Origin of the sequence: Microbulbifer salipaludis (assembly GCF_017303155.1) — a bacterium.
In the GTDB taxonomy this organism is placed as follows: Bacteria; Pseudomonadota; Gammaproteobacteria; order Pseudomonadales; family Cellvibrionaceae; genus Microbulbifer; species Microbulbifer salipaludis.
The window spans coordinates 469,461-492,040 of sequence record NZ_JAEKJR010000002.1 but is presented as its reverse complement, the minus strand read 5'-3'; the positions used below and the strand labels follow the sequence as shown (position 1 = coordinate 492,040).

Here is a 22,580-nt window from a genome sequence, read left to right as displayed (position 1 = left end):
GCCATGAATATCGATAACCGCCTCAAATCCCGCATCAAACCGATCGCCCAGGCTGTCAGCGCCGGAATCGTGCTGATCAGCAGTGCTACCCTGGCCGAAACCGCCCTCGAGGAGGTGGTGGTAACCGGCCAGCTGCGCGCGGCTGGCCAGTTCGACACCCCCACCAGTGTCAGCGTGCTGGATGCCAGCGCCATCGAAACCCGCGGCGCCACCAACCTGGAGCAACTGCTGAACCTGGCCCCCAACGTGAATTTCTCCAGTGGCGCCTCCCGGGGCCGCTTTGTACAGATTCGCGGTATCGGTGAGCGCAGCCAGTTTATCGACCCGGTCAATTCCTCAGTGGGCCTGATCGTCGACGGCATCGACTTTACCGGTTTGGGCCTTGCCGCCAGCACCCTCGACATGCAGCAGGTAGAAATCCTGCGCGGCCCCCAGGGCACGGTATACGGTGCCAACGCCCTGGCCGGCCTGGTCACCATGACCAGTCATGCGCCGACTACCGAGAACTATGCAAAAGTCTCCGCGGAAGCCGCCCGCTACGGCTCCCACACCCTGTCCGCCGTCACCAGCGGCCCGTTGTCCGAGCAGCTGAGCTACCGCTTCGCGCTACAGAACCAGCAGTCCGACGGCTACGTGCATAACCGTTACCTGAACCGCAAAGACACCAACAACATCGACGAGACCGTGGCGCGCGGCAAGCTGCGCTATCAGGCCAGCGATGACCTGCAGCTGGATTTCACCCTGCTGTACCTGGATGCGGACAACGGCTACGACGCCTTCAGCTTCGACAACTCCCGCAATACCCTCTCCGACCAGCCCGGCTGGGACCGCCAGCAAACCCTCGCCGGCGCGGTCAGCTCAACCTGGAGCGGTAGTCCGCTGTTCACCGTTAAATCCGTACTGAGCGCCGCCAGTTCCGACACCGAATACGGCTACGACGAAGACTGGACCTATGAGGGCTTCCACCCCTGGGAATACAGCTCCACCGATAACTACCAGCGTGAGCGCAACAACCTGAGTGCCGATGTGCGACTGGCCTCCACCGACCAGAGCCGCCTGTTCGGTGACAGCACCGACTGGGTGGCCGGGGTATATTTACGCACCGAAGAAGAAGGGCTCGAACGCAACGCCAGTTTCACCAGCCAGTTCGACACCGACAATGCCGCGCTTTACGGCCAGTTGAATACCGCCCTGGGCGCGCGCGTTGAACTGATTACCGGCCTGCGCCTGGAGCAGCGCCGCGCGGACTACAGTGACAATCTGCAGGTGGCCAATCGCAACGACGAAAGCCTGTGGGGTGGCAATATCACCCTGCAATTCAGCGCGACCGATAACACCATGCTCTACGGCACCCTGTCGCGCGGCTACAAGGCGGGTGGCGTGAACGGGCGGATTATCTCGGCGTCCGCGAGCAACCCTGCCATCGGGGAAGATACCTACCTGTTCGACACCGAAAGCATGCTGAACTACGAGCTGGGCATAAAAGGCGACTGGCTGGAAAACCGATTGCAGGCGCAGCTCGCGGCCTTTTATCAGGACCGCAACGACGTCCAGGCCAAACAGTCCATCTTCAACCCGGACGATTTCTCCTTCGACGACTACCTGACCAACGCCGCGGGTGGATACAGCAGCGGTATCGAAGCCGAGCTCCAGTTCCAGGCATCCGAAGCCCTGCAGCTGTTCGCCACCTTCGGTTGGCTGAACGCCGAGTTCGATGATTTCGTTACCGCCGCCCATGTGGATGCGCGGGACGACTCCAACGGTGAAGCGCTTCCGCCGGTGAACCTCGACGGCCGCGACCTGGCCCACGCGCCGAATTACCAGTTCTTTGCCGGTGCGGAATACGCGCTGAGCAGCAACCTTACGGCGCGCGTCGAACTGGAGGGCAAGGACGACTTCTATTTCTCCAACAGCCACAACGAGAAGTCCACCGCCTACGAGCTGGTCAATGCGAAGCTGACCTACCGCGAGGACCGCTGGCATGTCTCCCTGTGGGGCAGAAACCTCACCGATGAGGTGGTGTACACCCGCGGCTTCTATTTCAGCAACCAGTTTGGCAACAACCCGGCCAATGGCTACGCGCCGGAAGCCTACTACCAGCTGGGTGAGCCGCGCACGGCAGGCATCTCCGGCAGCTATACATTTTGATTCAGTGAACTGAACTTGCTGTGAAGGTACCGATGCTGGGTATACCTTTGCGAGACCGTCTGCGGCCTGGATGGCCGCAGCCGAGCCCCCATGGATGGGTTCACGACGTGTCTCGCAAAGGTATACCCGGCAGCGGTACAGCCTCGAGCTGGTTCAATGGAACACCCCCAATAACTCAAGAGATTTGATATGCAACTCTCCGTAGAAATCAGTATGTACCCGCTAAAAGACGAGTACATTCCGGCCATCAAGGATTTTATCCAGCGCCTGAACGAACAGCCGCAGCTACAGGTGATCTCCAACACCATGAGTACTCAGGTGTTCGGTGACTACGATGTGGTGATGGATGTGCTGAAAGCGGAAATGCGCAAGTCCTGGGAGCAGTTCGGGCGCGCGATTTTCGTGTGCAAATTTATCGACGGCGACCTGAACCCCAATATCGGACTCTGATCCATGCTCAGCCCGGAGATCCGCGAAGCCATCGCCAGCGCCTACGCGGCCATGACCCTGTGGGAAGTGGCGGCAGTGCTGTTGGCGCTTGCCTACCTGCTACTGGCCATGCGGGAAAACATCCTGTGCTGGTACGCCGCCTTCGCCAGCACCGCGATTTACCTGTTCCTGTTCTGGGATGTCAGCCTGCTGATGGAGTCCGCCCTGCAAGTTTTTTATCTGCTGATGGCCATCTATGGCTGGTGGCAGTGGCGACATCGAAAACGCGACGGCAAAACACTGCATATTCACCGCTGGTCGGCCACCACGCACCTGAGCGCCTTCGCCGCCATCGGTGTGCTTACCCTGGTGTTCGGCTACCTGCTCGACCAATACACCAGTGCCGTGCTGCCCTACCTGGATTCATTCACCACCTGGGGCGCGGTGGTGACCACCTATATGGTGACCCGCAAGGTACTGGAGAACTGGCTCTACTGGATTGTCATCGATGGCGCCGCCATCTATCTGTACATTGACCGCGAACTCTATCTCACCGCCCTGCTGTTTGTGCTGTATGTGATTCTGGTGATTATCGGCTTTATACAGTGGTTTGCACTGTACCGGAAACAAGCACCCGGAAACCGTTTTGCGGCCACTACCAATGACCTTGCCGCCCGCTGACATCCTCCCCAGCGACTGGCAGCGCTGGAGTGCCACCCAACCGACCGTGGTGCGGCCAATGGCCAGCGGGCTCACCAACCGCAGCTTTCTACTGAACGCCGATGGCGCAAACGTCGTCCTGCGCTGGAATTCCCCTATCAGCAACGCCCTCGACCTGGACCGCCGCACCGAGGCACAGTCCTTACGCCAGGCGAGCGATGCCGGGCTGGGCGCGCGCCTGATCTACTGCGACCCAGGCCACAACTACCTGGTAACCGGTTTCATCGATGGCCACACCTGGAAGCAAGCGCGACCTGGCAACGCAACGGCGCTGGCACAATTGGCGGCACTCACCCGCGCGATTCACCGCTTGCCCATCGTTGACAGCGCGCTGGATATTCACGCCAAGATAGCCCGTTACTGGGAGTCCATTGCGGATAACTCGAGCTTTACCCATCGGCTGCGGCAGCTGGAAGATCAAGTACGCCCGCATATTGCCGCCGCACAAGCCATGATTTGCTCCCCGGTGCTTTGCCACAACGACCTGCAGCCAGAAAACCTGATATTTTCAAGAGGTGGTCAGCTGCTGGTTATCGACTGGGAGTATGCCTGCACCGGTGACCCCTTCTACGATCTTGCCGTGATTACTGAAGAGCACCACTTGCCAGAGGGAAAGCGGCGCACCTTGCTTCAGCATTACCTGCAGCGTCCTGTTGGCGCAGGCGACCTTAAAAGGCTGGGTCACTGGCAGATTGCTTACCGCTACCTGTCCGCTCTCTGGTACGCCATACCGCGCACCACCGGTGAAAACCTCCAGGCTGGGCTGGAAGAGAGTATCACCGCGCTTTGCCAGCGCCTCACCACTTGGGCGGCGCACACTGGCCACGACTGAGCCCTCACCGCCCCTGCAGCACACTTCACGCCTTCACCGCGCGCCCTGCTACACCGCCAGAGCCATAATTCAGCTTGCCGTTAAACAACAAGGAAAGGAATTGATAGCGTTTCACAATCGCGAAGTGGAATAGCATCCCGCCCAGGCAAGCCCCAATCGCAGAAAGCCCCATACGCACATCCATCGGCACACCTGCGCGCTGCAGGACAAACAGCAAAAACGCCACAACGATAAAGTGCACAACATAAACCGTGTACGCCGACTGCGACATAACCCGGACAATCCAAAAATCTTTATCCAGAAAACGCGCACCAAACGCACACAGAAAAATGGACAACAAAATTGCCAGGATGTAATCGTAAACTACAGAAAAAATATCGAGAAAACGTGCCACTTCACCCTGCTCCTGATAGTAATCCGTCAAACTACCGAGCAGCATGGCCCCGCCAATACAGGCCAGGGCGGTCAAACCCCAGCCGATATAGCCACTGTTAAATTTCTCGTACAGGTCCCGCCACAGAAACATGAATACGCCAAGCAGGAAATAGGGAAAGTGATGCACAGTAACAAGAACGAAGAGACCGACCAGATGAATATATGGAATGTCCCACATAAAGCTCGGCAATAGCAGCTTATAGGAAACTGCACACACAAGTACAACCGCAAAAAACAGGGAAAATCTCGCTACATTTTCCGGCATAAAACGCGATAACCACTGAACGGAAGCTTTGGTTATACGCACCGTATAGGTTAACACCAGGGTATACGCCAACAGCGAAAACAGAAACCATGCATGGTACATCCAGAACATCTTGAAGTCCTTGCCAGTCGAAGCCTCACGGTAGTACGAGGTCATCCACTCAGCAGTGAGCGGTGCCAACAAGACAACACAGACCAATGCGGGTACCGTCAACATCACCAGGCGACTTTTCAGAAAAGGCCAGGCCCCCTTCCGCTCGATCAGAGCAACCGAGAAGTACCCGGATATCAGAAAAAAGCAAGCCATCCTGAATGCACCGGAGGCATCCCGCACAAAATCGTAATCCCCCGAGCCGGCATCAGCATGGGCCGAACGATAAAACACACCGACAAACAGCGCGAAGGCTCTGAGAAAATCCAAATGATAAAGCCGACGATCCATGTCTCCCCCTTCATTCCCAACGACTAATAACTTACATGCAATGAACCGGCCATTCTGCTGACCGCTAAGGGGGCACATGGTATAGAAGGGACAGCATCCGGAGCTATGGGAATTGACCCACCGCGTGGAAATACCAGAAATATTGGCGCGTATTGCATTAGGCGCGAGCAAACAGCGGAAATTGTCTCAACCGGCATCGCGATTTTAGCCAGCAGCAGGGCGATCCATCGGCGGGAGGCCAATCGGTTTTATGGGATTAAATCGGTGAAATATGCCCAGCGCCGTCAAGGTCACCGACACAGGCAGTTTCGAAAAGCCGTTGATAGCTCCCGGCGTCAAACGCGACAGGATTCCCAAGCGCAGAGGGGTCCTGCGCAGCCATGGTGCCCACTCTGCCGGACTGCGCCACGTCGATGCCGATTTCCCCCAGGCTGTGGGGAATTCCCAGGTCACGCCGCAGGAACAGAACCCAGTCCAGCACGCCCTGGTAACCGGCGCTGGGCAGCGCCAGGTAACGGGACAGCCGGCTCATGGGTTCTTCGATGGCTACGCGATTGGCGGCCAGCACATAGGGCATCAGGATGGCGTTGAGCAGCCCATGATGTTTATCGAACAGCGCACCGAGCGGGTGGGCCAGCGCATGCATCGCACCGAGCCCGCGCTGAAACGCGGTGGCACCCATGCTGGAGGCCACCAGCATTTGCATGCGGGCCTCGAGGTCGTTGCCGTCGGCCACAGCCCGCGGCAGATACACGTGGATCAGGCGCATGGCCTCCAGTGCGATCCCCTCCGCCATGGGGTGGAAATTGTTTGCGCAGAAAGCTTCAAGATTGTGCGACAGCGCATCCATACCAGTGGCAGCGGTGATCGGGGCCGGCAACCCGAGGGTGAGCTCCGGGTCGAGCAGTACGATGGCCGGCAACATGCGCGGGTGGAAAATGATTTTCTTCAGCCTGGCCTGCTCATCGGTAATCACCGAGGAACGCCCTACTTCCGAGCCGGTTCCAGCGGTGGTAGGTACGGCAATCACCGGCACCATCCCCTGGGTATTTACCTTGAGGTAATTGTCCCCCACATCCTCAAATGCCCAGATGGGTTGTGTCTGCCCCACCATCAACGCAATAGCTTTTCCTGCATCCAGTGCGGAACCACCCCCCAGCGCGATAACGCCATCACAGCCATGCGCCTTGAAGGTAGCGACCCCATCGCTCACATTGGTGCCGGTGGGATTCCCCTTGATTCCACTGAAAACCGTCAACGGTAACCCGGCCACCAGACAGTTTTCCACAATACCCTGAAGCATTGGCAGCGCCGCCAGGCCCGGGTCGGTCACCAGCATCGGCGTGGCCATGCCCATCTCCCGGCACAAATGCGGCAACTCACTAATGCGCCCGGGGCCGACACGCATGGCGGTGGGGTAGTTCCAGTTGGTAACCATCGAAGAACCGGACATCGCAAAGATCACCGTGCAAGTTTGAAATGGAAAGACTTTGGGCGGGTAAGATACTCAAAACCAATACCAGACAAGGTACAGCCACGGCCGGAATTTTTTACCCCGGTCCAGGCCAGGGCCGGGTCGAGATAATCGCAGCGGTTTAAAAACACCGTGCCGGTCTGCAATTCGTCCCCCAGGGCCAGTGCAGCCTTTTCGTCTGCGGAATAGATGGCTGCGGTCAGGCCGTATTCGCTGTCGTTCATCAGCGCCAGCGCTTCCGCATCATCGGCCACCGGCATCACCCCCAGCACGGGGCCGAAGGATTCCTCGCTCATGATGCGCATACTGTGATCGACGTTGGTGAGCAACTGCGGAGCCATGTAGGCACTGCCCCGCTGATCGAATTCGAACGCGCCATCGTCAATCCATGCCCGCGCGCCCTGCGCCACTGCCTCGTCGATCTGGTCGCGCACAAAGTCCGCCGCACTGGCGCGCACCATGGGGCCCTGGGTGGTTTTCTGATCGTCCGGGCGTCCGAGCCGATAACCGCGGATCAGCGACGCCGCACGCTCAACAAATTCATCAAACAGGGTGTGGTGGACATACAGCCGCTCAATACCACAGCAGGACTGCCCTGAATTGAAGTAGGCGCCGTCCACCACCGACGCCACCGCGCTGTCGAGATCCGCATCCGCGCGCACGTACGCTGGATCTTTGCCGCCCAGTTCGAGGCCCACGGACAAAAAGCGCCCCGCGGCCGCCGCCTCCACCGCCGCCCCACCGGCGACCGACCCGGTGAAGGCAACGTGCTGAACGCCCCCATTGATGATCATCTGCTCCGCGTCCCGATGATCCAGGTGCAGGTATTGAAACACCCCTTGTGGCAGACCGGCTTCAGCAAAGGCATTCACCAGCCGCTCCGCGCACAACGGCGTTTGTGCGGAGTGTTTGAGAATGACACTGTTCCCCGCCAGCAGGGCGGGCACTACCGCATTGATCGCGGTGAGATAGGGATAATTCCAGGGCGCAATAACAAAGCAGATTCCCAGTGGCTCGCGGCGAATAAACCGGTGGAACCCTTTCTTCTCCGGCAGCTGGATGTCGCGCAGTGGACTCTCTGCGGACTCCGCCAGCTCAGCCATGTACAGGGCGCGCTCGGCGAGACCGTCGATTTCACCACCGGCGAAGGCAATCGGACGGCCCATCTGCCAGCAAATCTCTTCCGCTAACGGCGCCTTAAGGGCACGCAGGTTATCCACCGCCGCACGCACCAGTGCCGCGCGCTCGGCGACCGGCACCTGCCGCCAGCCCAGTTGCGCACCCTGGGCACGGTTCAGTGCGTTCTGGATTTCATAGTCTGTGGCCAGCGGTCGCTCGACATAAATGCTGTTATCGACCGGCGAGATACACTGGAGTTTTTGCATGGGAACAATGGCTTCCTGCCTGAATCACGCAACGCCTTGTGGGCGTGCAAAACCTGTGGGGTTTATCCACCCCGTTAAATAATCTCGAAATAGCGCTGCAGCTCCCACTCGCCGACATGCTTGCGGTACTCGCGCTCCTCCCACTCGCGACTGGCGGCAAAGTGCTCGACAAAGTCATCGCCAAACAGCTCCCGGGCAGCCGGCGACTGCCGCAGACGCTGCGCTGCCTCCCACAGGGTGCGCGGCAGTGACAGCTCTGCCGGGTGGTCGACGGCGTAGGCATTGCCTGCCACCGCTTCACCCGGTTCCCAGCCCTGCTCGATGCCATACAGCCCGGAGCCGAGCGCAACCGCCAGCGCGAGGTAGGGATTGGCGTCGGCGGCGCCGAGACGATATTCCTGGCGCTGGGATTTATCACTGCCGGGAATCACCCGCAGCGCGGCGGTGCGGTTTTCCACGCCCCAGGTGGCATCGGTGGGCGCCCAGAAGCCGGGGATCATGCGGCGATAGCTATTGATGGTGGGCGCAACCATGCACAGCAACTCCGGCATCAGGCGCTGTTGCCCGGCGAGAAAATGCCGCTGCGTATCACTCATGCTGTGGGGCTCGCCTTCGGCGAAGAATGCGGAGGTATTGTCGTTTTTATTGCGCAGGGAGAGATGAATGTGCCCGCTCTGGCCGGGGTAGTCGTTGGACCACTTGGCCATAAAGGTCGCCATCAACCCGCGTCGCTCTGCCAGTACCTTGATGAAGGTCTTGAACAGCGCCGCCTTGTCGCCTGCAGCCTCCGCCGTATCCACGGCAATAGCCGCCTCCAGCACGCCGGGGCCGGTCTCCGTATGCAGCCCCTCGATCGGGAAATCCATCTGCTCGGCCAGCGCGAGAATCTCGTGGTACAGGTCTGCATGCACCGAGTTGCGGATCATCGAATAGCCAAACCAGCCGGGCGTAAAGGGCTTCAGGTCGCGGTAGCCCTTGGCGCGGGCACTGTCCGGGGTCTCATCGAACACGAAGAACTCGTACTCCAGCGCACCAAAGGGGACAAAGCCCAACTTGTCACAGCGCTCGATCACCCGCCGCAACAGTGCCCGCGGGCACACCGCCTCCGCCGCGCCCTCGAACTCCGCCAGAAACAGCAACATGCCGTCTTCAAACGGTACCTCGCGGCAGGTGTGCGGCAGAATCCGCACCGGAGCATCCGGGTAGCCGGTGTGCCAGCCGGTGTAGCGGGCGTTGTCGTAGAGCTGGTCCTGAATATCCCAGCCCAGCACCACATCGCAGAAGGCAAAGCCCTTGTCGAGGGCGGAGAAGAACTTCTCCCGGCTCATGTACTTGCCACGCATCACCCCGTCGTTATCAAACAGGCCCACCTTCACATGGGTGAGGCCACGCGCCTCGACGATCTGCCGGGCCTCCGCCACCGTGCGCACCTGGCGCGGGTTCAGTACCCGAGGTGTGCCGGTGGCCGCCGGTGACGGGGAAGATACAGTGGTATTGAGGGGTGCCGACGAGGATGACGGCAATTCTGTGGACTCGTCCATGAGATGCTCCGTTATTGTTACCGCACCACCAGCGCCGGCTAAGTTAGCAGGAATGCGATGGGCAGAATCTTGCCTACAGGATAGCCCAAGCCCCGCAGCACGGGGCTTTGAACAATATTTGTACGGTCACACTGACACCTATGTTAGCGACCGCTCAGGGTATATAATCCGGCCTCCAAATTTTCCGATCACACATTAGTCAGGACCAGCAATGAGCTTCGACAAGGTTTCCGCAGGTAAAGACCTGCCCAACGATATCAACGTAATCATCGAGATCCCCGCCAACCACGATCCGATCAAGTACGAAGTCGACAAGGACGCAGACGCGGTATTCGTAGACCGTTTCGTAGCCACCCCCATGTTCTACCCGGCCAACTACGGCTACGTACCCCAGACCCTGTCTGAAGACGGTGACCCCCTGGACGTGCTGGTTGTAGCCCCTTACCCGGTGATGGTTGGCTCCGTGATCCGCTCCCGTGTAATCGGCGTGCTGAACATGACCGACGAATCCGGCGTAGACGCCAAACTGCTGGCGGTACCGCACACCAAGCTGACCAAGCTGTACGATCACGTGAACGAAATCGGCGACCTGCCGGAGCTGCTGATCAAGCAGATCGAGCACTACTTCGAAAACTACAAAGCGCTGGAAGCGGGCAAGTGGGTGAAAGTAGACGGCTGGGCCGACGCTGAAGCCGCGCGCGCCGAAGTCATGGCCTCCCGCGAGCGCTACCTGAAAGAAGAAGGCTAAACCGCGCGTTTGCAAAGCATTGCTTTGCGCGTGGTTTAGCGACCCGCCAAGGAAGGCGGGGCCGGGGCCAGATCGAACACACGTGAGCCTCGCCATGGATGGCAATCGAGTGCTTGTTGCCCGCACTGTTTAACAGGTGGGTAATTTTCTCACTCACAAGAAGCCGGCCTTGCGCCGGCTTTTTTGTGCCCGTTAAATACTGTCACTACCCACTCTCGTTTCTGAAATCACGGAGCAGCCTGTATGCCAAACACCGTCCAAGGGCCCGATGGCAAACCCCGCTGCGGCTGGTGCGCGGCCACCGACGATTTCTTTCCCTATCACGACAACGAATGGGGCTTTCCGGTGGACGACGACCAACGGCTGTTTGAAAAAATCTGCCTGGAAGGATTCCAGTCCGGTCTGAGCTGGCGAACCATTCTGGCCAAGCGGGAAAACTTTCGCGCGGCCTTCCAGCAGTTCGACTTCAACAAGGTGGCAAAATTTTCCGACAAGGATGTGGAGCGATTACTACAGGATGCAGGGATTGTCCGGCACCGGGGAAAAATCGAGGCGGTGATCAACAACGCCCAGCGCGCACGGGAGATGGTCAGGGAAGAAGGGTCGCTGGCGGCCTATTTCTGGCGCTTCGAGCCGGAAGAAAGCGCGAGCACTGCACCGCAAAGCGTTTCCACCTCCGACGTTTCCAGGGCCCTATCCAAAGACCTGAAAAAACGCGGCTGGAAGTTCGTGGGGCCCACCACCGCCTATGCATTTATGCAGGCCATGGGGCTGATCAATGACCACGTGGAAGACTGTGTGACGCGCAAGGCCGTCGACAGGGCCAGAAAGAAGTTCAGGCGCCCGTCATTCCGGTAACTTGAACGAAGCCTTGCCGGTAACATGGCTCCCCAGCTGCCAGTTGGGGACCTGGACCTGAACCGGCGGCGGGGACGGCTGCTCACTCGGCTCCACCAGGTTGCCCGTGGCAGGCTTCAGGCTGAGATGGCTCACGGGCACCTGCACCGGCTCCACCTTGCTGCGCTCGTGCTCCTTCAGCAGGTAACCCTCCATCGGCGCCAGGGTCAAACCAGCTTCCGACGACTGGTTTTGCGGCGCCTGCGCAACTGATTCTTCTGCCGCGACAGGATTGACTGACGCGCTCGTCGGTGCCGCCTTGGCGGGGGCAGTCGCGCCATCGGTGGCCGTCTCCTGTTGCACCTTCTCTTCGGCCTTCACAGCGGATACGGCACCCAATTTGGCCAGGGTCGCCTGCAGCTGCTCCGCCTGCGCTCGGGGCAGGCCTTTCTTGATCGCCAGCGGGCGGCCGCTGAACAGTTTTTCCACCGTGTCCGGGCCCGTCTTGAACAAGCGGGCAAAGTTCGCCTTGACGTCCGCAGCGGTATACCCCGGCTGCAGGTCGCCGCGGAAAATCACGCTATAGGTAAGTTCGCTCATGGGGCACCTCGATCGTGTCGCCGCTATCCCGGCTCGTTATTCTTCGGGTTTGTCCGCAGTGGTGGTCGCTATTGATAACCAATTCAGTCGTCAGAATCCAGTGTCTGGTCCATGGTGTAGGCCGGCGCGCCTTCACATTTGCCGCCCACCACCCGCGCCGGCACCCCGGCCACGGTCAAGCGCGCGGCCACATCCCGCAGCACCAGGCTGCCCGCCGCTATTTTCACGCCCTCACCGATCGTCACCGGGCCCAGGATCTTGGCGCCGGCGCCGATCATCACACCGCGGCCGATTTTCGGGTGGCGATCACCGCCACCGCTGCCGCTGCCCCCGAGGGTGACCGAATGCAGGATGGACACGTCGTCTTCGACCACGCTGGTCTCCCCCACCACCAGACCGGTAGCGTGGTCGATCATGATGCCGCAGCCAAAGCGGGCAGCGGGGTGGACATCCACCGCAAACTGCTCGGAGACCCGGCTCTGGAAATACAGCGCCAGCGTATGGCGCCCCTTTTTCCACAGCCAGTGGGCAATACGGTGGGACTGCAGCGCATGGAACCCCTTGAAGTAAAGGAATGGCGTAAGGTATTGATCGCAGGCAGGGTCGCGGTCGTACCAGGCGCAGATGTCGGCCTGCATACAGCGGGAGATCTCGGGGTCGTCCGCCAGTGCCGCGGCGATGACCTCCTGCAACGCCGTGGCCGTGAGCGCGGCGTGATCCAGCACCGAGGCCAGCTGATAGGCCAGCGCCCGGTCCAGGCTGCGGTGGCGCAGCACGGTGTTGTGAAAATAGCTGGCCAGTACCGGCTCCCCGGCCGCGGCGGCCGCCGCTTCCGCACGCATGGAGCACCAGATATCCCGGCGGTTCAATTCGCTGGCGTTAATAACGTAAGTTCCTCTTGCCGGGTGGCTTTTCCGGGGCTGCGCGGTTGGCGGTAACGGTGTGGTTTCCCATCACCGCGTGCTCTCTACCCATCACACCCTTCACGCCCGTCACAAACGATCCATATTCAGCGGGTAGGCCGTTTCCGGCACCGCCACAAAGCGCGGGTAGATCTCGCCGATAGCGCCGCAAACCGTGTCTGCGAGGGCCAGTTCGCTGTCGGCCTGACACTGCTGCAGCTGCGCCTGCAGTGCCTCGGCACTGTGCAGCTGCTGAAATTCCCTGGCCCGCGGCGCATAGCTCAAGTGCCAGCGCTCCGGCGCTACGCCGCCGCGATCTTCCGCATAGGGGCGAAACAGGCCGTAACTTTTACCGGCGGCAATACGCTCGTCGAGCCAGCAGTGGAAGGGCCCAAAGACGCCTTCATCGACCACCTCTTCCGGGGTCAGCTGCACCCGGTAATCGCTCGCAACCGCGCCCGCATCAATCACATCGAAGTCAGTACCCCAATGGTGGCGGGATCCACCGGGCAGCGCCGACCAGCGCAATATAGCGAATACTATTTCCTCTGGCGACATGCGTGCCACATCCAGCACATCACCATTACAGTCAAACACCGGCCGCACGCCACAGGCCTTGGCATTCCAGATGGCACGCTGACGTTCGAAATCCCGGAATCCCGAAACGACTTTCGGATCAAATCCTGCGGCCCGGGCATCCCGCCGCAACTGATCAAATGCGGTGAGTGCCTCCGGGTGCATCAGCTGCCCGGAAACCGGCTCGAGGATGACGTGCGCATCGGTGAGTCCGAACAAAATATTTTTCACAAGTTGATGCATAAAGGCAGACCTTGTTTCCCGCCGTGGCCACTGAGCACAATAATGAAGTACTGCAAAACCCGATAATACAGGCTAGGCTTTTGCAGCGGGCACCTCCAAATAGAACAAGTGTGCCGGGCCCCGACACCTCCCGCAAGACGTGCACTCCGCGCCGTGGAAATGCCTCTCACCGGCGGTGCGGTTTGGCCTTTGTTTGTTTTGTGCTATGTTGGACGACCGTTGCAGTTGGCTCAGGAACGAGCCGACATAGTACCGCGGTGATCGGTTGTCACCGCAACCTATGCGAAGTATCAACAGTTCAGGGAATGAATTTATGCACCCTAGTCAATCAGAGTTGTTGAAGCTGAAAAACCTGGGACTCGCCTCCGTCAATATCCTTCATTCCATCGGCATCCGCACGCAGGATGACCTCCATCGGGTTGGCCCTGTGGAAGCATTCGCCAGCATTCGGCGCCGCGGCATCAACGTTTCCCGCGTGCTGCTCTATGCCCTGCAGGGTGCACTGCTGGATGTGCACTGGAATGATCTGGATCCCGATCTCAAAGCCTCTCTGGTCACCGAGGCCGAGCAACTGATCGCCCGCAAAGACAGCGCCTGACACTATACTCCCCTGAAATTGTGCCGGAACAGACTTGTAAACGGCGCGCACAGCCCCTATCTAGCCTCAAACGCCACCGCCAGCGCGTGTGGCCTATGCCGCTGGATCCTATTTCCGTGCGCGCAGTCTAAAGCGCCACACAAACCTGTTTCTGTCGTTTCCACAATATCTTCCGGAGAAGTCTGATGTTGCGAATAGGGCTGTTTCTTCTTACCAACCTGGCGGTGATGGTGCTTGTCGGCATCATCTTCAACCTGCTGGGTATTCAGGGCATTCTCGATGCCAACGGGGTCAATTTAAACCTTCCCGGCCTGCTGTTGATGTGCGCCATTTTCGGTATTGGCGGTGCACTGATTTCACTACTTCTGTCAAAAACCATTGCGCGCCGGTCCACGCGCACCCACGTAATCACCCAGCCACAAACCCCAGACGAGCGCTGGCTGGTAGAAACCGTGCGTGAGCTGTCTCAGAAAGCGGGCATTGGCATGCCGGATGTAGGGATCTTCCCTATGCCCCAGGCCAACGCCTTTGCTACCGGCTGGAACCGCAACAATGCGCTGGTGGCGGTGAGTGAAGGCCTGCTGCAGCGCTTCAATCGTGATGAAGCACGTGCGGTGATCGGCCATGAGATCGGCCACGTGGCCAACGGCGATATGGTCACCCTGGCGCTCATCCAGGGCGTGGTAAATACTTTTGTGATGTTTTTTGCGCGTCTCGTCGGCTTCTTTGTGGACCGGGTACTGCTGCGCAATGAACAAGGCCTGGGCATTGGCTACTACATCACGTCGATCATCATGGATATGGTTTTCGGGGTATTTGCAATGATGATCGTCGCCTGGTTCAGTCGCCGCCGCGAGTACCGCGCCGACGCCGCCGGTGCGCACCTGGCCAGCCCCAACGCAATGATGGCCGCGCTGGCGCGGATCAAGTCCGAATCGGAAGCCGGCCGCGAGCAACCGCTGCCTGCCAACATGAAAGCGTTTGGTATTTACGGCAACAGCATGGCCGCCCTGCTCGCCAGCCACCCGCCCCTTGAGGATCGCATCCTGGCCCTGCAAAATTCCGCACGCTGATTGCAAAAAACGGGGGCCCCCTGCGGGGCCCCGTCCGAAGCAAAACCCAGGCGCAGGAACCTGTCGACCAATGCGATTGAATCCATCTCTGTCCCGTCTCGCTCTCACCGTCCTACTCCTCTGCTTGACCGTCAACGTACAGGCAGAATCCCGCATTCCCCAGTTCGCCACCGACGACGAAGTCAACACCATGCAGGTGTTCAACTTCGCCAGCCCCTCGGTGGTGTATGTCACCAACGAAACCGTGGTACGGGACCGCTGGACCCTGCGCCTGCACACGGTGCCCAAGGGTTCCGGCAGTGGGTTTATCTGGGACGACCGCGGCCATGTGGTGACCAACTATCACGTGGTCGAAAAAGCGCGCAAGATCACCATTACCCTGCAGGATCGCAGCGAATGGCCGGCAGAACTGGTGGGTTCTGCACCGGAAAAAGATTTGGCGGTGCTGAAGATCGAGGCGCCCAGAGCCCTGCTCAAGCCACTGCTTCCCGGCGAGTCAGCGGGACTGTCCGTGGGGCGCAAAGTGCTCGCCATCGGCAATCCATTCGGCCTGGATACCACCCTGACCACCGGTGTGGTCAGCGCCCTGGGGCGCGAGATCGAGGCCGCCGGCAACCGCACCATCCGCAACGTGATCCAGACGGATGCGGCCATCAATCCCGGCAATTCCGGCGGCCCACTGCTGGACAGCAGCGGCCGCCTGATCGGCGTCAATACCGCGATCTACAGCCCCAGTGGTGCCAGCGTGGGTATTGGCTTTGCCATACCGGTAGACACGGTGAAAAAGATCGTTCCCGAATTGATCGCCCACGGGCGCTTGGTACGCCCCATTCTGGGTATCGAGTCGGCACCCGACCAATGGGCAAGCCGCTATGACTTCACCGGCGTAGCAGTGCTGCGCACGGCACCGGGGCTGCCGGCCGAGCGCGCGGGGTTGCGTGGCGTGTACCGCAGCAACCGCGGCGGTTGGCAGCTGGGCGATGTGATCATCGGCATCGATGGCCTGCCCATCAGCAACTACGACGACCTGATGAACGTGCTGGAGAACCGACGCCCGGGCGACAAGGTGAGGGTGGATTACCTGCGCGATGGCGAGGCCTACCAGACCTCTCTCACCCTGGCCGCTCCCTGATCGCGTTATGAAATCCCGGTGGCGATGCCGCCACCGGGCCTGAGCATGTAGCATATGCAGGCAAGACCTTTGCCCCGACCTTTCGCAGTTCCTGCCAAATTCTGTACACTCGCCCCTCAAAATTTCCCGACCACGACTGCGAACCGTCATGCAAAAACACTTTCTCTGCCGCTACGAAGACCTCAACGAAGGCGACTCCAAAGGCTTTTCCCTCGGCGACAACAGCGCGGGCATGAACAATGTGTTTGCGGTAAAGAAAGATGGCGAGGTGTTCGCCTACAAGAACATTTGCCCGCACCGGGGAATCAACCTGGAGTGGCAACCAGACCAGTTTCTGGACTCGGAAAAAGCGCTGATCCAGTGTGCCTCCCATGGCGCCCTGTTCGAGATCACCACCGGCGAGTGCATCGCGGGCCCCTGCGCCGGTGATGCGCTGACACCGGTACCGGTGGAATACGCCCAGGAAGGGCTCTATGTATTGCTGGCGGACTGAGCGGGCCTAGCGCCCCAGTGCCAGAAACGGAATCGGCGTATCGAGCGCGATTTCGCCCGGGCCGAGTGTGGCGCGGTAAGCAATCACTTCCACACCCGCCGCCACTGCCTCTTCCAGTGCCGCCGCATACGCCGGGTCGATCTCTACGGCGGCCTCTACGGTCTCGATGGCCGAGTGCTGTACACAGTAAAACAGCACCGCGCGCGTGCCCGACCGTGCCAGTGTGCGCAACTCGCGCAAGTGCTTGCTCCCGCGGGCACTGACCGCATCGGGAAACAACCCCCGCGCACCCTCCGCCAGCGTCACGTTTTTCACCTCAACGTAGCAATCGCCACGTTCCCCGCTCAGCAGCAGGTCAATGCGGCTGTTTTCTTCGCCGTACTTCACCTCGCGGCGCAATTGCGAGTAACCCTGCAGCTCCTTGACGACGCCTGAGTGAATCGCCTCCTCCACCAGGTGATTGGCGCGGCCGGTATTGACCCCGGCTAAAGCGCCCTCCGGTGTGGTGGTAATTTCCAGCGTATGGCGGTACTTGCGTTTGGGGTTACCAGAGTCGGAATACCAGCAGGGAGTATTTTCCTGCCAGCAATTTTTCATCGACCCGGTGTTGGGGCAATGAATGGTTATAATTTCACCAGAGCTGGTTTCCACATCCGCGAGAAACCGCTTGTAGCGGTGCAGCAATTTTCCTCTGGTCAATGGCGGGTCAAGTTTCACACGAGGCCTTACAAAAAGTCAGTTATGGCAAGATTGAACACGATCCTGCCGAAAAAACGAACGCCAGAATACACCATCGGGCCAATTAATTACCGGAGGATCGTCGTCGGAGTCATTAACGGGCAACATTTTGTGGCGCGGTCCAGAGAGATTTGATAGTTTCCTCGCCTCGGTCGCGCGAGTGGCCTGAAAGATACAGCCGGCGGTCGCTTAGGCTTTGTGCAGCCTGCTAGGCTTGAATTTGGTTGTAGAGCCCCTATTTATCAGGGCCCGTATTACGAGAGAGGCAATGACTATGCCCAATACTGTTGCGAAATCCGATTCTCTACATGGCTTCGAACCCTATCAGGAACAGAAGGGCGAGGAGTACATGAATGAGAAGCAGCAGGAGCATTTCCGCAAGCTGCTGCTGGCCTGGAAGGCTGAACTGATGGCAGAGGTGGATCGCACCGTATCTCATATGAAAGATGAAGCGGCAAACTTCCCGGACCCGGCAGATCGCGCCAGCCAGGAAGAAGAATTCAGCCTGGAACTGCGTACCCGCGATCGTGAGCGCAAGCTGATCAAAAAGATCGATGCCACCATCGAACTGATCGACCAGGATGATTACGGCTTCTGTGAAGCCTGTGGTGTAGAAATCGGCATTCGCCGCCTGGAAGCCCGGCCCACCGCCACCCTGTGCGTGGACTGCAAGACCCTGGCGGAAATCAAAGAGAAGCAGATCTCTGGCTGATGCTCGCTGCACGGGCGGCGCCTGAGCCGCCCGGCATTCCACCCTCATCCTGTTCTTTTCCGCCTTCCCTGCCCCGGTTTACGGCATGCCCGAACACTACACCGGCCGCTTCGCCCCCTCCCCCACAGGCCCGCTGCACTTCGGCTCACTGGTGTGTGCGCTGGGCAGCTATCTGGATGCCGTGGCCCACGGAGGACATTGGCTGGTGCGCATGGAAGACCTGGACCCGCCCCGGGAAATGCCCGGTGCCGCTGCACGCATCCTGAAATCTCTCGATGCCCATGGCCTACATGCACACGCCCCGGTGCAATGGCAGAGCCGCAGACATACTCATTACCAGAAAGCACTGGATCAACTGCGCCAGGATAACCGGGTGTATCCCTGCTCCTGTACCCGCGAACAAGTGCGCAAGGCCGGCGGCCACCGGCGGGAAAACTGCGTGGGCAACCTGGGTGAGCACGCCCTGCGTTTTCACTGCGCCGGCGCCACCGAGACGTTTGTGGATATCTGGCAAGGGACACAAACCCAGCCTATCGCCGAAGACCCGATACTCAAGCGCAAGGACGGGCTCTACGCCTATCAGCTGGCAGTGGTGGTCGACGACGTTGCCCAGCAGGTGTCCTGCGTGGTGCGGGGTGCCGACCTGCTGGACTGCACCGGTGTGCAGCTGCAGCTGTTTCGCGCCCTGGGTGCCGAGCCGCCGCAATTCGGCCACCTGCCACTGGTTATGAATGAAGGTGGCCAGAAGCTCAGCAAGCAGAACCATGCCGCCGCGCTTGACGATACCCGTGCGGCACACAATCTCTGCCAGGCACTGCAGTTTCTGGGTTTTCATCCATCCGCAGCGCTAGCGGAACAGGCGCCACAACAGATTCTGGCCTGGGCCTGTGCGCGCTGGCAGCGGCCGCAGGTGGACACCCGCAATCGGCTGCTCGCACCGTAACCAACACGACAGTTGAACTCCCCCCCGTGCGCGCATTACCATTTTGCGCCAACTTTTCCCGTTCCGCCGCACCCTCTCGCCGCAGGACGCACCGACAGGCCTTTGATGAGCAACCGCACCCTGTTAATCCTGCTGGTACTGGTGGGCTACGTGTTCAGCCCCACCGTATTCACCTGGATGATCAATCCAACCGGCGCCTGGTATCGCCCGTTCATTCTATGGTTCGTGCTCATCCTGCTGGCGATCGTTATTCAGCGGAGGCGCAAGCCCGATGACCTTTGAGATCGTCAACATTGCGCTGATTGGCGTCGCGTATATTTTCGCCCTGTTCTTCGTCGCCTTCGCCACATCCAAGGGGTGGCTGCCCAGTAACTGGGTGCGGCATCCCTTCGTTTACGTTTTGTCCCTGGGGGTTTCTCTCAGCGCCTGGACCTATTACGGCATCGTGGACCTGGCGTGGCAGCATGGTTACGGGGTGCTCGCTTACTACCTGGGCACCGGCGCCATGTTTCTGTTTGCGCCGGTGGCGCTGGAACCGCTCGCGCGGCTGGCGCAGCGCTACCAGCTGACTTCCCCCGCCGACCTGCTCGTTTTCCGCTACCACAGCCGCGAGGCCGGCACCCTCGCCACCCTGTTTATGCTGCTCGGACTGCTGCCGCTGATCGCGCTACAGATTCAGGCCGTGGCAGAAACCCTGGCCCTGCTTTCCCGCGACGATGCTGCCGCGCTGGCACTGCCGGACAGTGGCGTTACCAGCAAAAACCTCATCGCGTTCCTTTACTGTGTTCTGCTGGCGCTGTTCACCAGTACCTATGGCGCCTCCCGTAAAAGAAGGGCCGGCCTCGCCAGTGCCATGGCGCTGGAATCCTTGGTAAAACTGGTGGCACTGCTGGCGGTTGGGCTCTATGCGGTGTACGGCGTATTCGGCGGCCTGGGTGGCCTCGATCAATGGCTGGTGCAAAACAACGATATGCAGCAACTGCTGTATTCCCCGATCAAGCAGGGTTCATCCCACACACTACTACTGGTCTTCATTGCCACCGCGGTGGCAATGCCGCACATTTTTTACCTCAGTATTGCCGAGCGCCCCGCCACCCATGCGCTGCGGACTGCCAGCTGGGGATTCCCGCTGTTTTTGCTGCTGATGGCGCTCCCCATTTTCCCCATCATGTGGGCGGGCTTTGCCCTGGATGTCACGGAACCGGCACAGTACTTCACGCTGGCAGTACCACGCGCCAGCGGGTCCGCGCTGCTCACCATTCTCGCGTTTATCGGCGGTCTGTCTGCTGCCACCGGCGCGCTGATCATGATCACCCTGGCACTCTCCACCATGGTGATGAACCACTGGCTGCTACCCGGCACCCGCTGGCAGTCCGATGACAATATGTACCGCCAGCTACTGTGGCTGCGCCGGGCGCTGGTAGCGGCACTGTTTCTGGCGGGCTTCGGGTTCTACCTGCTGCTCAACAACCGACTGTCCCTCTCCGACCTGGCGATCATTGCATTCATTGCCTCGCTGCAGTTTCTGCCGGGTATTTTCGCGGTGATTCACTGGCCCCAGGGCAACCGCCGCGGGTTTATTGGCGGCCTGCTTGCCGGGATGTTCGTGTGGGCGGCAGGGCTACTGCTCCCCGCCATGGTGGGTAACAGTGGCCTTGCGGTCGGTGAGTACCGGATCCCGCTGGGCATGGAGATCTGGCCGCAGATCACCACGCTGTCGCTGTCGGTCAATGTACTGCTGTTTGTGGGACTCTCGATTTTTACCCGCGCCAGCAGCCTCGAACGCTACGCCGCGGACCTGTGCAGTGACGACTCCATCAGCCAGGCACTGCGTCTGGAACTCGATGTGCAATCGGCCACGGATTTCCGCCTGCGACTGTCGGAAAGCCTCGGTGCCGCCACCGCCAGCCAGGAAGTGAGCCGCGCCCTGCGACAGCTCAACCTGCCGGAAGACGAGCGCCGCCCCTATGCCCTGCGCCAGTTGCGCGACAAGCTGGAAGCGAATCTGTCCGGCCTGCTGGGACGGGTGCTCGCCGGCCAGATCGTGGACCGTCACCTGCCGTTTGTGACCAGCGACCAGCCTGCCAACAAAGACATCAACCTGATTGAAACTCGTCTGAGCCGCTACAAAAACCAGCTCACCGGCCTCGCCGCGGAACTGAACAACTTGCGCCTGTACCACCGCCAGATGCTGGAAGAGCTGCCGATGGCGGCCTGCTCCCTGGGCCGCGACGGCGAGATTCTGCTGTGGAACTACGCCATGGCCGACCTGACCGGGGTCGGTGCCAGCGAGGTGATCGGCTCCAAACTGGAGTACCTGCAGGAGCCCTGGCGCACCCTGTTAATCGAATTTGCAGAATCCGCCGATGGCAGCCGCTTTAAACAGCAGGTGGAAATGGAGGGTACTCACCGCTGGCTCAACCTGCACAAGACCCGTCTCAAACAGCGCACGGGTAAATACGGCCGCGAATACAAGGACGGTGGCAGGGACAACCGCGGGGATGGCCAGATGCTGCTGGTGGAAGACATCACCGAAACCCAGGTGCTGGAACAGGAGCTGATGCACAGCGAACGCCTCGCTTCCGTAGGTCGTCTGGCGGCCGGGGTCGCGCACGAGGTGGGCAACCCGGTCACCGGCATCGCGTGCCTCGCGCAGAATCTGCAGTTCGATTCGGACAACCCCGAAGTGCTGGAAACCGCGGACCAGATTCTCAGCCAGACCCAGCGTATCAGCCGCATCGTCCACTCTCTGGTGAGCTTTTCCCACAGTGGCAGCCAGGAGAGCGAGAAGGCCCCTGTGGACCTGCACGCGTGCGTGGAAGAGGCGGTGCAGCTGCTGTCACTGCAACTCGACAAGACCCGGGTGACCTTCTCCAATCTGGTGCCCGATGACCTCTACGCACTGGGTGACAATCAGCGGTTGATTCAGGTGTTTATCAACTTGCTCAGCAACGCCCGTGATGCCAGCCCCGATGGCGGGCATATCGAAGTTGAAGGTTACGTGCGCGCCGGTCTCGCCTGCATCGCGGTGACCGACAATGGCCCAGGCATCTCCGCCGCCCACCGGGAGCGCATCCTGGAGCCCTTCTTCACCACCAAAGAACCCGGCGAAGGCACGGGCCTGGGGCTGGCCATGGTATACAGCATCGTGGAAGAGCACGGCGGACAACTGGAGCTGGTCAGCCCCGCCCACCCGGATACCGGCCGCGGCGCACGGTTTATCGTGCAGCTCCCCCTAGAAGCCGGGGAAAATCCACTGCAAAACTGACCCAACTGTTACGCGCAAACGGCCAAATTTGAACATTTTTTGAACAA

22 protein-coding genes are annotated in these 22,580 nt (G+C 60.1%); 14 read left to right on the top strand and 8 right to left on the bottom strand.

The window, feature by feature from the left end:
• Nucleotides 1-3 precede the first annotated feature (3 nt).
• The 4 genes from JF535_RS07715 to JF535_RS07700 all read left to right on the top strand — a co-directional run bounded on the left by JF535_RS07715 (nt 4) and on the right by JF535_RS07700 (nt 4,129).
• Nucleotides 4-2,148, top strand: a complete 2,145-nt coding sequence (locus tag JF535_RS07715) for a TonB-dependent receptor (protein WP_207000919.1) — start codon at nt 4-6, stop codon at nt 2,146-2,148.
• Nucleotides 2,149-2,337: 189 nt separating this feature from the next.
• Nucleotides 2,338-2,598: a YkoF family thiamine/hydroxymethylpyrimidine-binding protein gene (locus JF535_RS07710; protein ID WP_066966529.1), complete on the top strand. Its 261-nt coding sequence runs from the start codon at nt 2,338-2,340 to the stop codon at nt 2,596-2,598.
• Nucleotides 2,599-2,601: 3 nt separating this feature from the next.
• The gene (pnuC, locus tag JF535_RS07705; RefSeq protein ID WP_207000917.1) at nt 2,602-3,258 is read left to right on the top strand and encodes a nicotinamide riboside transporter PnuC; all 657 of its coding nucleotides are present in this window, start codon (nt 2,602-2,604) and stop codon (nt 3,256-3,258) included.
• Nucleotides 3,224-4,129 (top strand): choline kinase family protein, encoded by a 906-nt coding sequence (locus tag JF535_RS07700; RefSeq protein WP_207000915.1) that lies wholly within the window; start codon nt 3,224-3,226, stop codon nt 4,127-4,129. Before pnuC ends, JF535_RS07700 begins: the two co-directional genes overlap by 35 nt.
• A gap of 25 nt (nt 4,130-4,154) precedes the next feature.
• Here the strand turns inward: JF535_RS07700 and JF535_RS07695 are convergent, their stop codons facing one another.
• The 4 genes from JF535_RS07695 to JF535_RS07680 form a co-directional block, all read right to left on the bottom strand.
• Nucleotides 4,155-5,270 carry an acyltransferase family protein gene (locus JF535_RS07695; RefSeq protein WP_207000913.1) on the bottom strand — a complete coding sequence of 372 codons (1,116 nt, stop codon included), beginning with the start codon at nt 5,268-5,270 and terminating at the stop codon, nt 4,155-4,157.
• A gap of 256 nt (nt 5,271-5,526) precedes the next feature.
• Complete coding sequence (locus JF535_RS07690; RefSeq protein WP_207000911.1) at nt 5,527-6,723, bottom strand: iron-containing alcohol dehydrogenase; 1,197 nt, start codon at nt 6,721-6,723, stop codon at nt 5,527-5,529.
• A gap of 8 nt (nt 6,724-6,731) precedes the next feature.
• On the bottom strand, nt 6,732-8,129 hold the full coding sequence (locus JF535_RS07685; protein ID WP_207000909.1) for an aldehyde dehydrogenase family protein: 1,398 nt from the start codon (nt 8,127-8,129) through the stop codon (nt 6,732-6,734).
• 74 nt (nt 8,130-8,203) lie between these two features.
• On the bottom strand, nt 8,204-9,670 hold the full coding sequence (locus JF535_RS07680; RefSeq protein ID WP_207000908.1) for a glutamine synthetase family protein: 1,467 nt from the start codon (nt 9,668-9,670) through the stop codon (nt 8,204-8,206).
• A 211-nt stretch (nt 9,671-9,881) separates the two neighbouring features.
• On the opposite strand from JF535_RS07680, the gene ppa reads away from it, so the two are divergent.
• Both ppa and JF535_RS07670 read left to right on the top strand, forming a co-directional pair.
• On the top strand, nt 9,882-10,418 hold the full coding sequence (gene ppa / locus JF535_RS07675; RefSeq protein ID WP_207000906.1) for an inorganic diphosphatase: 537 nt from the start codon (nt 9,882-9,884) through the stop codon (nt 10,416-10,418).
• Between the two features lie 243 nt (nt 10,419-10,661).
• Complete coding sequence (locus JF535_RS07670) at nt 10,662-11,276, top strand: DNA-3-methyladenine glycosylase I (protein WP_207000905.1); 615 nt, start codon at nt 10,662-10,664, stop codon at nt 11,274-11,276.
• On the opposite strand, the gene JF535_RS07665 is transcribed toward JF535_RS07670, so the two are convergent.
• From JF535_RS07665 to JF535_RS07655, 3 genes are all read right to left on the bottom strand, one after another.
• Nucleotides 11,265-11,855 carry a hypothetical protein gene (locus JF535_RS07665; RefSeq protein WP_207000903.1) on the bottom strand — a complete coding sequence of 197 codons (591 nt, stop codon included), beginning with the start codon at nt 11,853-11,855 and terminating at the stop codon, nt 11,265-11,267. The two genes, JF535_RS07670 and JF535_RS07665, sit on opposite strands and share 12 nt — an antisense overlap.
• An 83-nt stretch (nt 11,856-11,938) precedes the next feature.
• Entirely contained in the window at nt 11,939-12,697 is a 759-nt protein-coding gene (gene cysE / locus JF535_RS07660) for a serine O-acetyltransferase (protein ID WP_207000901.1), read from the bottom strand.
• Nucleotides 12,698-12,847: 150 nt separating this feature from the next.
• Nucleotides 12,848-13,576 carry a M15 family metallopeptidase gene (locus JF535_RS07655; RefSeq protein ID WP_207000899.1) on the bottom strand — a complete coding sequence of 243 codons (729 nt, stop codon included), beginning with the start codon at nt 13,574-13,576 and terminating at the stop codon, nt 12,848-12,850.
• A gap of 313 nt (nt 13,577-13,889) precedes the next feature.
• On the opposite strand from JF535_RS07655, the gene JF535_RS07650 reads away from it, so the two are divergent.
• The 4 genes from JF535_RS07650 to JF535_RS07635 all read left to right on the top strand — a co-directional run bounded on the left by JF535_RS07650 (nt 13,890) and on the right by JF535_RS07635 (nt 16,872).
• A complete protein-coding gene (locus JF535_RS07650; RefSeq protein WP_066966556.1) occupies nt 13,890-14,174 on the top strand; it encodes a TfoX/Sxy family protein in 285 nt (94 codons plus the stop codon).
• A 185-nt stretch (nt 14,175-14,359) separates the two neighbouring features.
• Nucleotides 14,360-15,247, top strand: a complete 888-nt coding sequence (gene htpX / locus JF535_RS07645; RefSeq protein WP_207000897.1) for a protease HtpX — start codon at nt 14,360-14,362, stop codon at nt 15,245-15,247.
• Between the two features lie 70 nt (nt 15,248-15,317).
• Nucleotides 15,318-16,379 (top strand): S1C family serine protease, encoded by a 1,062-nt coding sequence (locus tag JF535_RS07640; RefSeq protein ID WP_207000896.1) that lies wholly within the window; start codon nt 15,318-15,320, stop codon nt 16,377-16,379.
• A gap of 148 nt (nt 16,380-16,527) precedes the next feature.
• Nucleotides 16,528-16,872: a Rieske (2Fe-2S) protein gene (locus tag JF535_RS07635; RefSeq protein WP_078083414.1), complete on the top strand. Its 345-nt coding sequence runs from the start codon at nt 16,528-16,530 to the stop codon at nt 16,870-16,872.
• A 6-nt stretch (nt 16,873-16,878) separates the two neighbouring features.
• On the opposite strand, the gene sfsA is transcribed toward JF535_RS07635, so the two are convergent.
• A complete protein-coding gene (gene sfsA, locus JF535_RS07630; RefSeq protein ID WP_207000894.1) occupies nt 16,879-17,589 on the bottom strand; it encodes a DNA/RNA nuclease SfsA in 711 nt (236 codons plus the stop codon).
• A gap of 295 nt (nt 17,590-17,884) precedes the next feature.
• Here sfsA and dksA point away from each other — a divergent pair, with 295 nt between their 5' ends.
• The 4 genes from dksA to JF535_RS07610 all read left to right on the top strand — a co-directional run bounded on the left by dksA (nt 17,885) and on the right by JF535_RS07610 (nt 22,533).
• The gene (gene dksA, locus JF535_RS07625; RefSeq protein WP_207000892.1) at nt 17,885-18,322 is read left to right on the top strand and encodes an RNA polymerase-binding protein DksA; all 438 of its coding nucleotides are present in this window, start codon (nt 17,885-17,887) and stop codon (nt 18,320-18,322) included.
• A gap of 85 nt (nt 18,323-18,407) precedes the next feature.
• Nucleotides 18,408-19,265 (top strand): tRNA glutamyl-Q(34) synthetase GluQRS, encoded by an 858-nt coding sequence (gene gluQRS / locus JF535_RS07620; RefSeq protein ID WP_207000885.1) that lies wholly within the window; start codon nt 18,408-18,410, stop codon nt 19,263-19,265.
• Between the two features lie 105 nt (nt 19,266-19,370).
• The gene (locus tag JF535_RS07615; RefSeq protein ID WP_207000883.1) at nt 19,371-19,547 is read left to right on the top strand and encodes a hypothetical protein; all 177 of its coding nucleotides are present in this window, start codon (nt 19,371-19,373) and stop codon (nt 19,545-19,547) included.
• Entirely contained in the window at nt 19,537-22,533 is a 2,997-nt protein-coding gene (locus JF535_RS07610) for an ATP-binding protein (protein ID WP_207000882.1), read from the top strand. Before JF535_RS07615 ends, JF535_RS07610 begins: the two co-directional genes overlap by 11 nt.
• Nucleotides 22,534-22,580 lie beyond the last annotated feature (47 nt).

What these genes read in the sequence shown, in the direction of transcription:
- JF535_RS07715 (WP_207000919.1), top strand. Translation starts at nt 4, where the DNA reads ATGAATATCGATAACCGCCTCAAATCCCGCATCAAACCGATCGCCCAG.
- JF535_RS07695 (WP_207000913.1), bottom strand. Translation starts at nt 5,270, where the DNA reads ATGGATCGTCGGCTTTATCATTTGGATTTTCTCAGAGCCTTCGCGCTG.
- JF535_RS07670 (WP_207000905.1), top strand. Translation starts at nt 10,662, where the DNA reads ATGCCAAACACCGTCCAAGGGCCCGATGGCAAACCCCGCTGCGGCTGG.
- JF535_RS07615 (WP_207000883.1), top strand. Translation starts at nt 19,371, where the DNA reads ATGAGCAACCGCACCCTGTTAATCCTGCTGGTACTGGTGGGCTACGTG.
- JF535_RS07690 (WP_207000911.1), bottom strand. Translation starts at nt 6,723, where the DNA reads ATGTCCGGTTCTTCGATGGTTACCAACTGGAACTACCCCACCGCCATG.
- ppa (WP_207000906.1), top strand. Translation starts at nt 9,882, where the DNA reads ATGAGCTTCGACAAGGTTTCCGCAGGTAAAGACCTGCCCAACGATATC.
- JF535_RS07685 (WP_207000909.1), bottom strand. Translation starts at nt 8,129, where the DNA reads ATGCAAAAACTCCAGTGTATCTCGCCGGTCGATAACAGCATTTATGTC.
- pnuC (WP_207000917.1), top strand. Translation starts at nt 2,602, where the DNA reads ATGCTCAGCCCGGAGATCCGCGAAGCCATCGCCAGCGCCTACGCGGCC.
- JF535_RS07710 (WP_066966529.1), top strand. Translation starts at nt 2,338, where the DNA reads ATGCAACTCTCCGTAGAAATCAGTATGTACCCGCTAAAAGACGAGTAC.
- JF535_RS07640 (WP_207000896.1), top strand. Translation starts at nt 15,318, where the DNA reads ATGCGATTGAATCCATCTCTGTCCCGTCTCGCTCTCACCGTCCTACTC.
- htpX (WP_207000897.1), top strand. Translation starts at nt 14,360, where the DNA reads ATGTTGCGAATAGGGCTGTTTCTTCTTACCAACCTGGCGGTGATGGTG.
- dksA (WP_207000892.1), top strand. Translation starts at nt 17,885, where the DNA reads ATGCCCAATACTGTTGCGAAATCCGATTCTCTACATGGCTTCGAACCC.
- JF535_RS07635 (WP_078083414.1), top strand. Translation starts at nt 16,528, where the DNA reads ATGCAAAAACACTTTCTCTGCCGCTACGAAGACCTCAACGAAGGCGAC.
- JF535_RS07650 (WP_066966556.1), top strand. Translation starts at nt 13,890, where the DNA reads ATGCACCCTAGTCAATCAGAGTTGTTGAAGCTGAAAAACCTGGGACTC.
- JF535_RS07680 (WP_207000908.1), bottom strand. Translation starts at nt 9,670, where the DNA reads ATGGACGAGTCCACAGAATTGCCGTCATCCTCGTCGGCACCCCTCAAT.
- JF535_RS07610 (WP_207000882.1), top strand. Translation starts at nt 19,537, where the DNA reads ATGACCTTTGAGATCGTCAACATTGCGCTGATTGGCGTCGCGTATATT.
- cysE (WP_207000901.1), bottom strand. Translation starts at nt 12,697, where the DNA reads ATGCGTGCGGAAGCGGCGGCCGCCGCGGCCGGGGAGCCGGTACTGGCC.
- JF535_RS07655 (WP_207000899.1), bottom strand. Translation starts at nt 13,576, where the DNA reads ATGCATCAACTTGTGAAAAATATTTTGTTCGGACTCACCGATGCGCAC.
- JF535_RS07665 (WP_207000903.1), bottom strand. Translation starts at nt 11,855, where the DNA reads ATGAGCGAACTTACCTATAGCGTGATTTTCCGCGGCGACCTGCAGCCG.
- gluQRS (WP_207000885.1), top strand. Translation starts at nt 18,408, where the DNA reads ATGCCCGAACACTACACCGGCCGCTTCGCCCCCTCCCCCACAGGCCCG.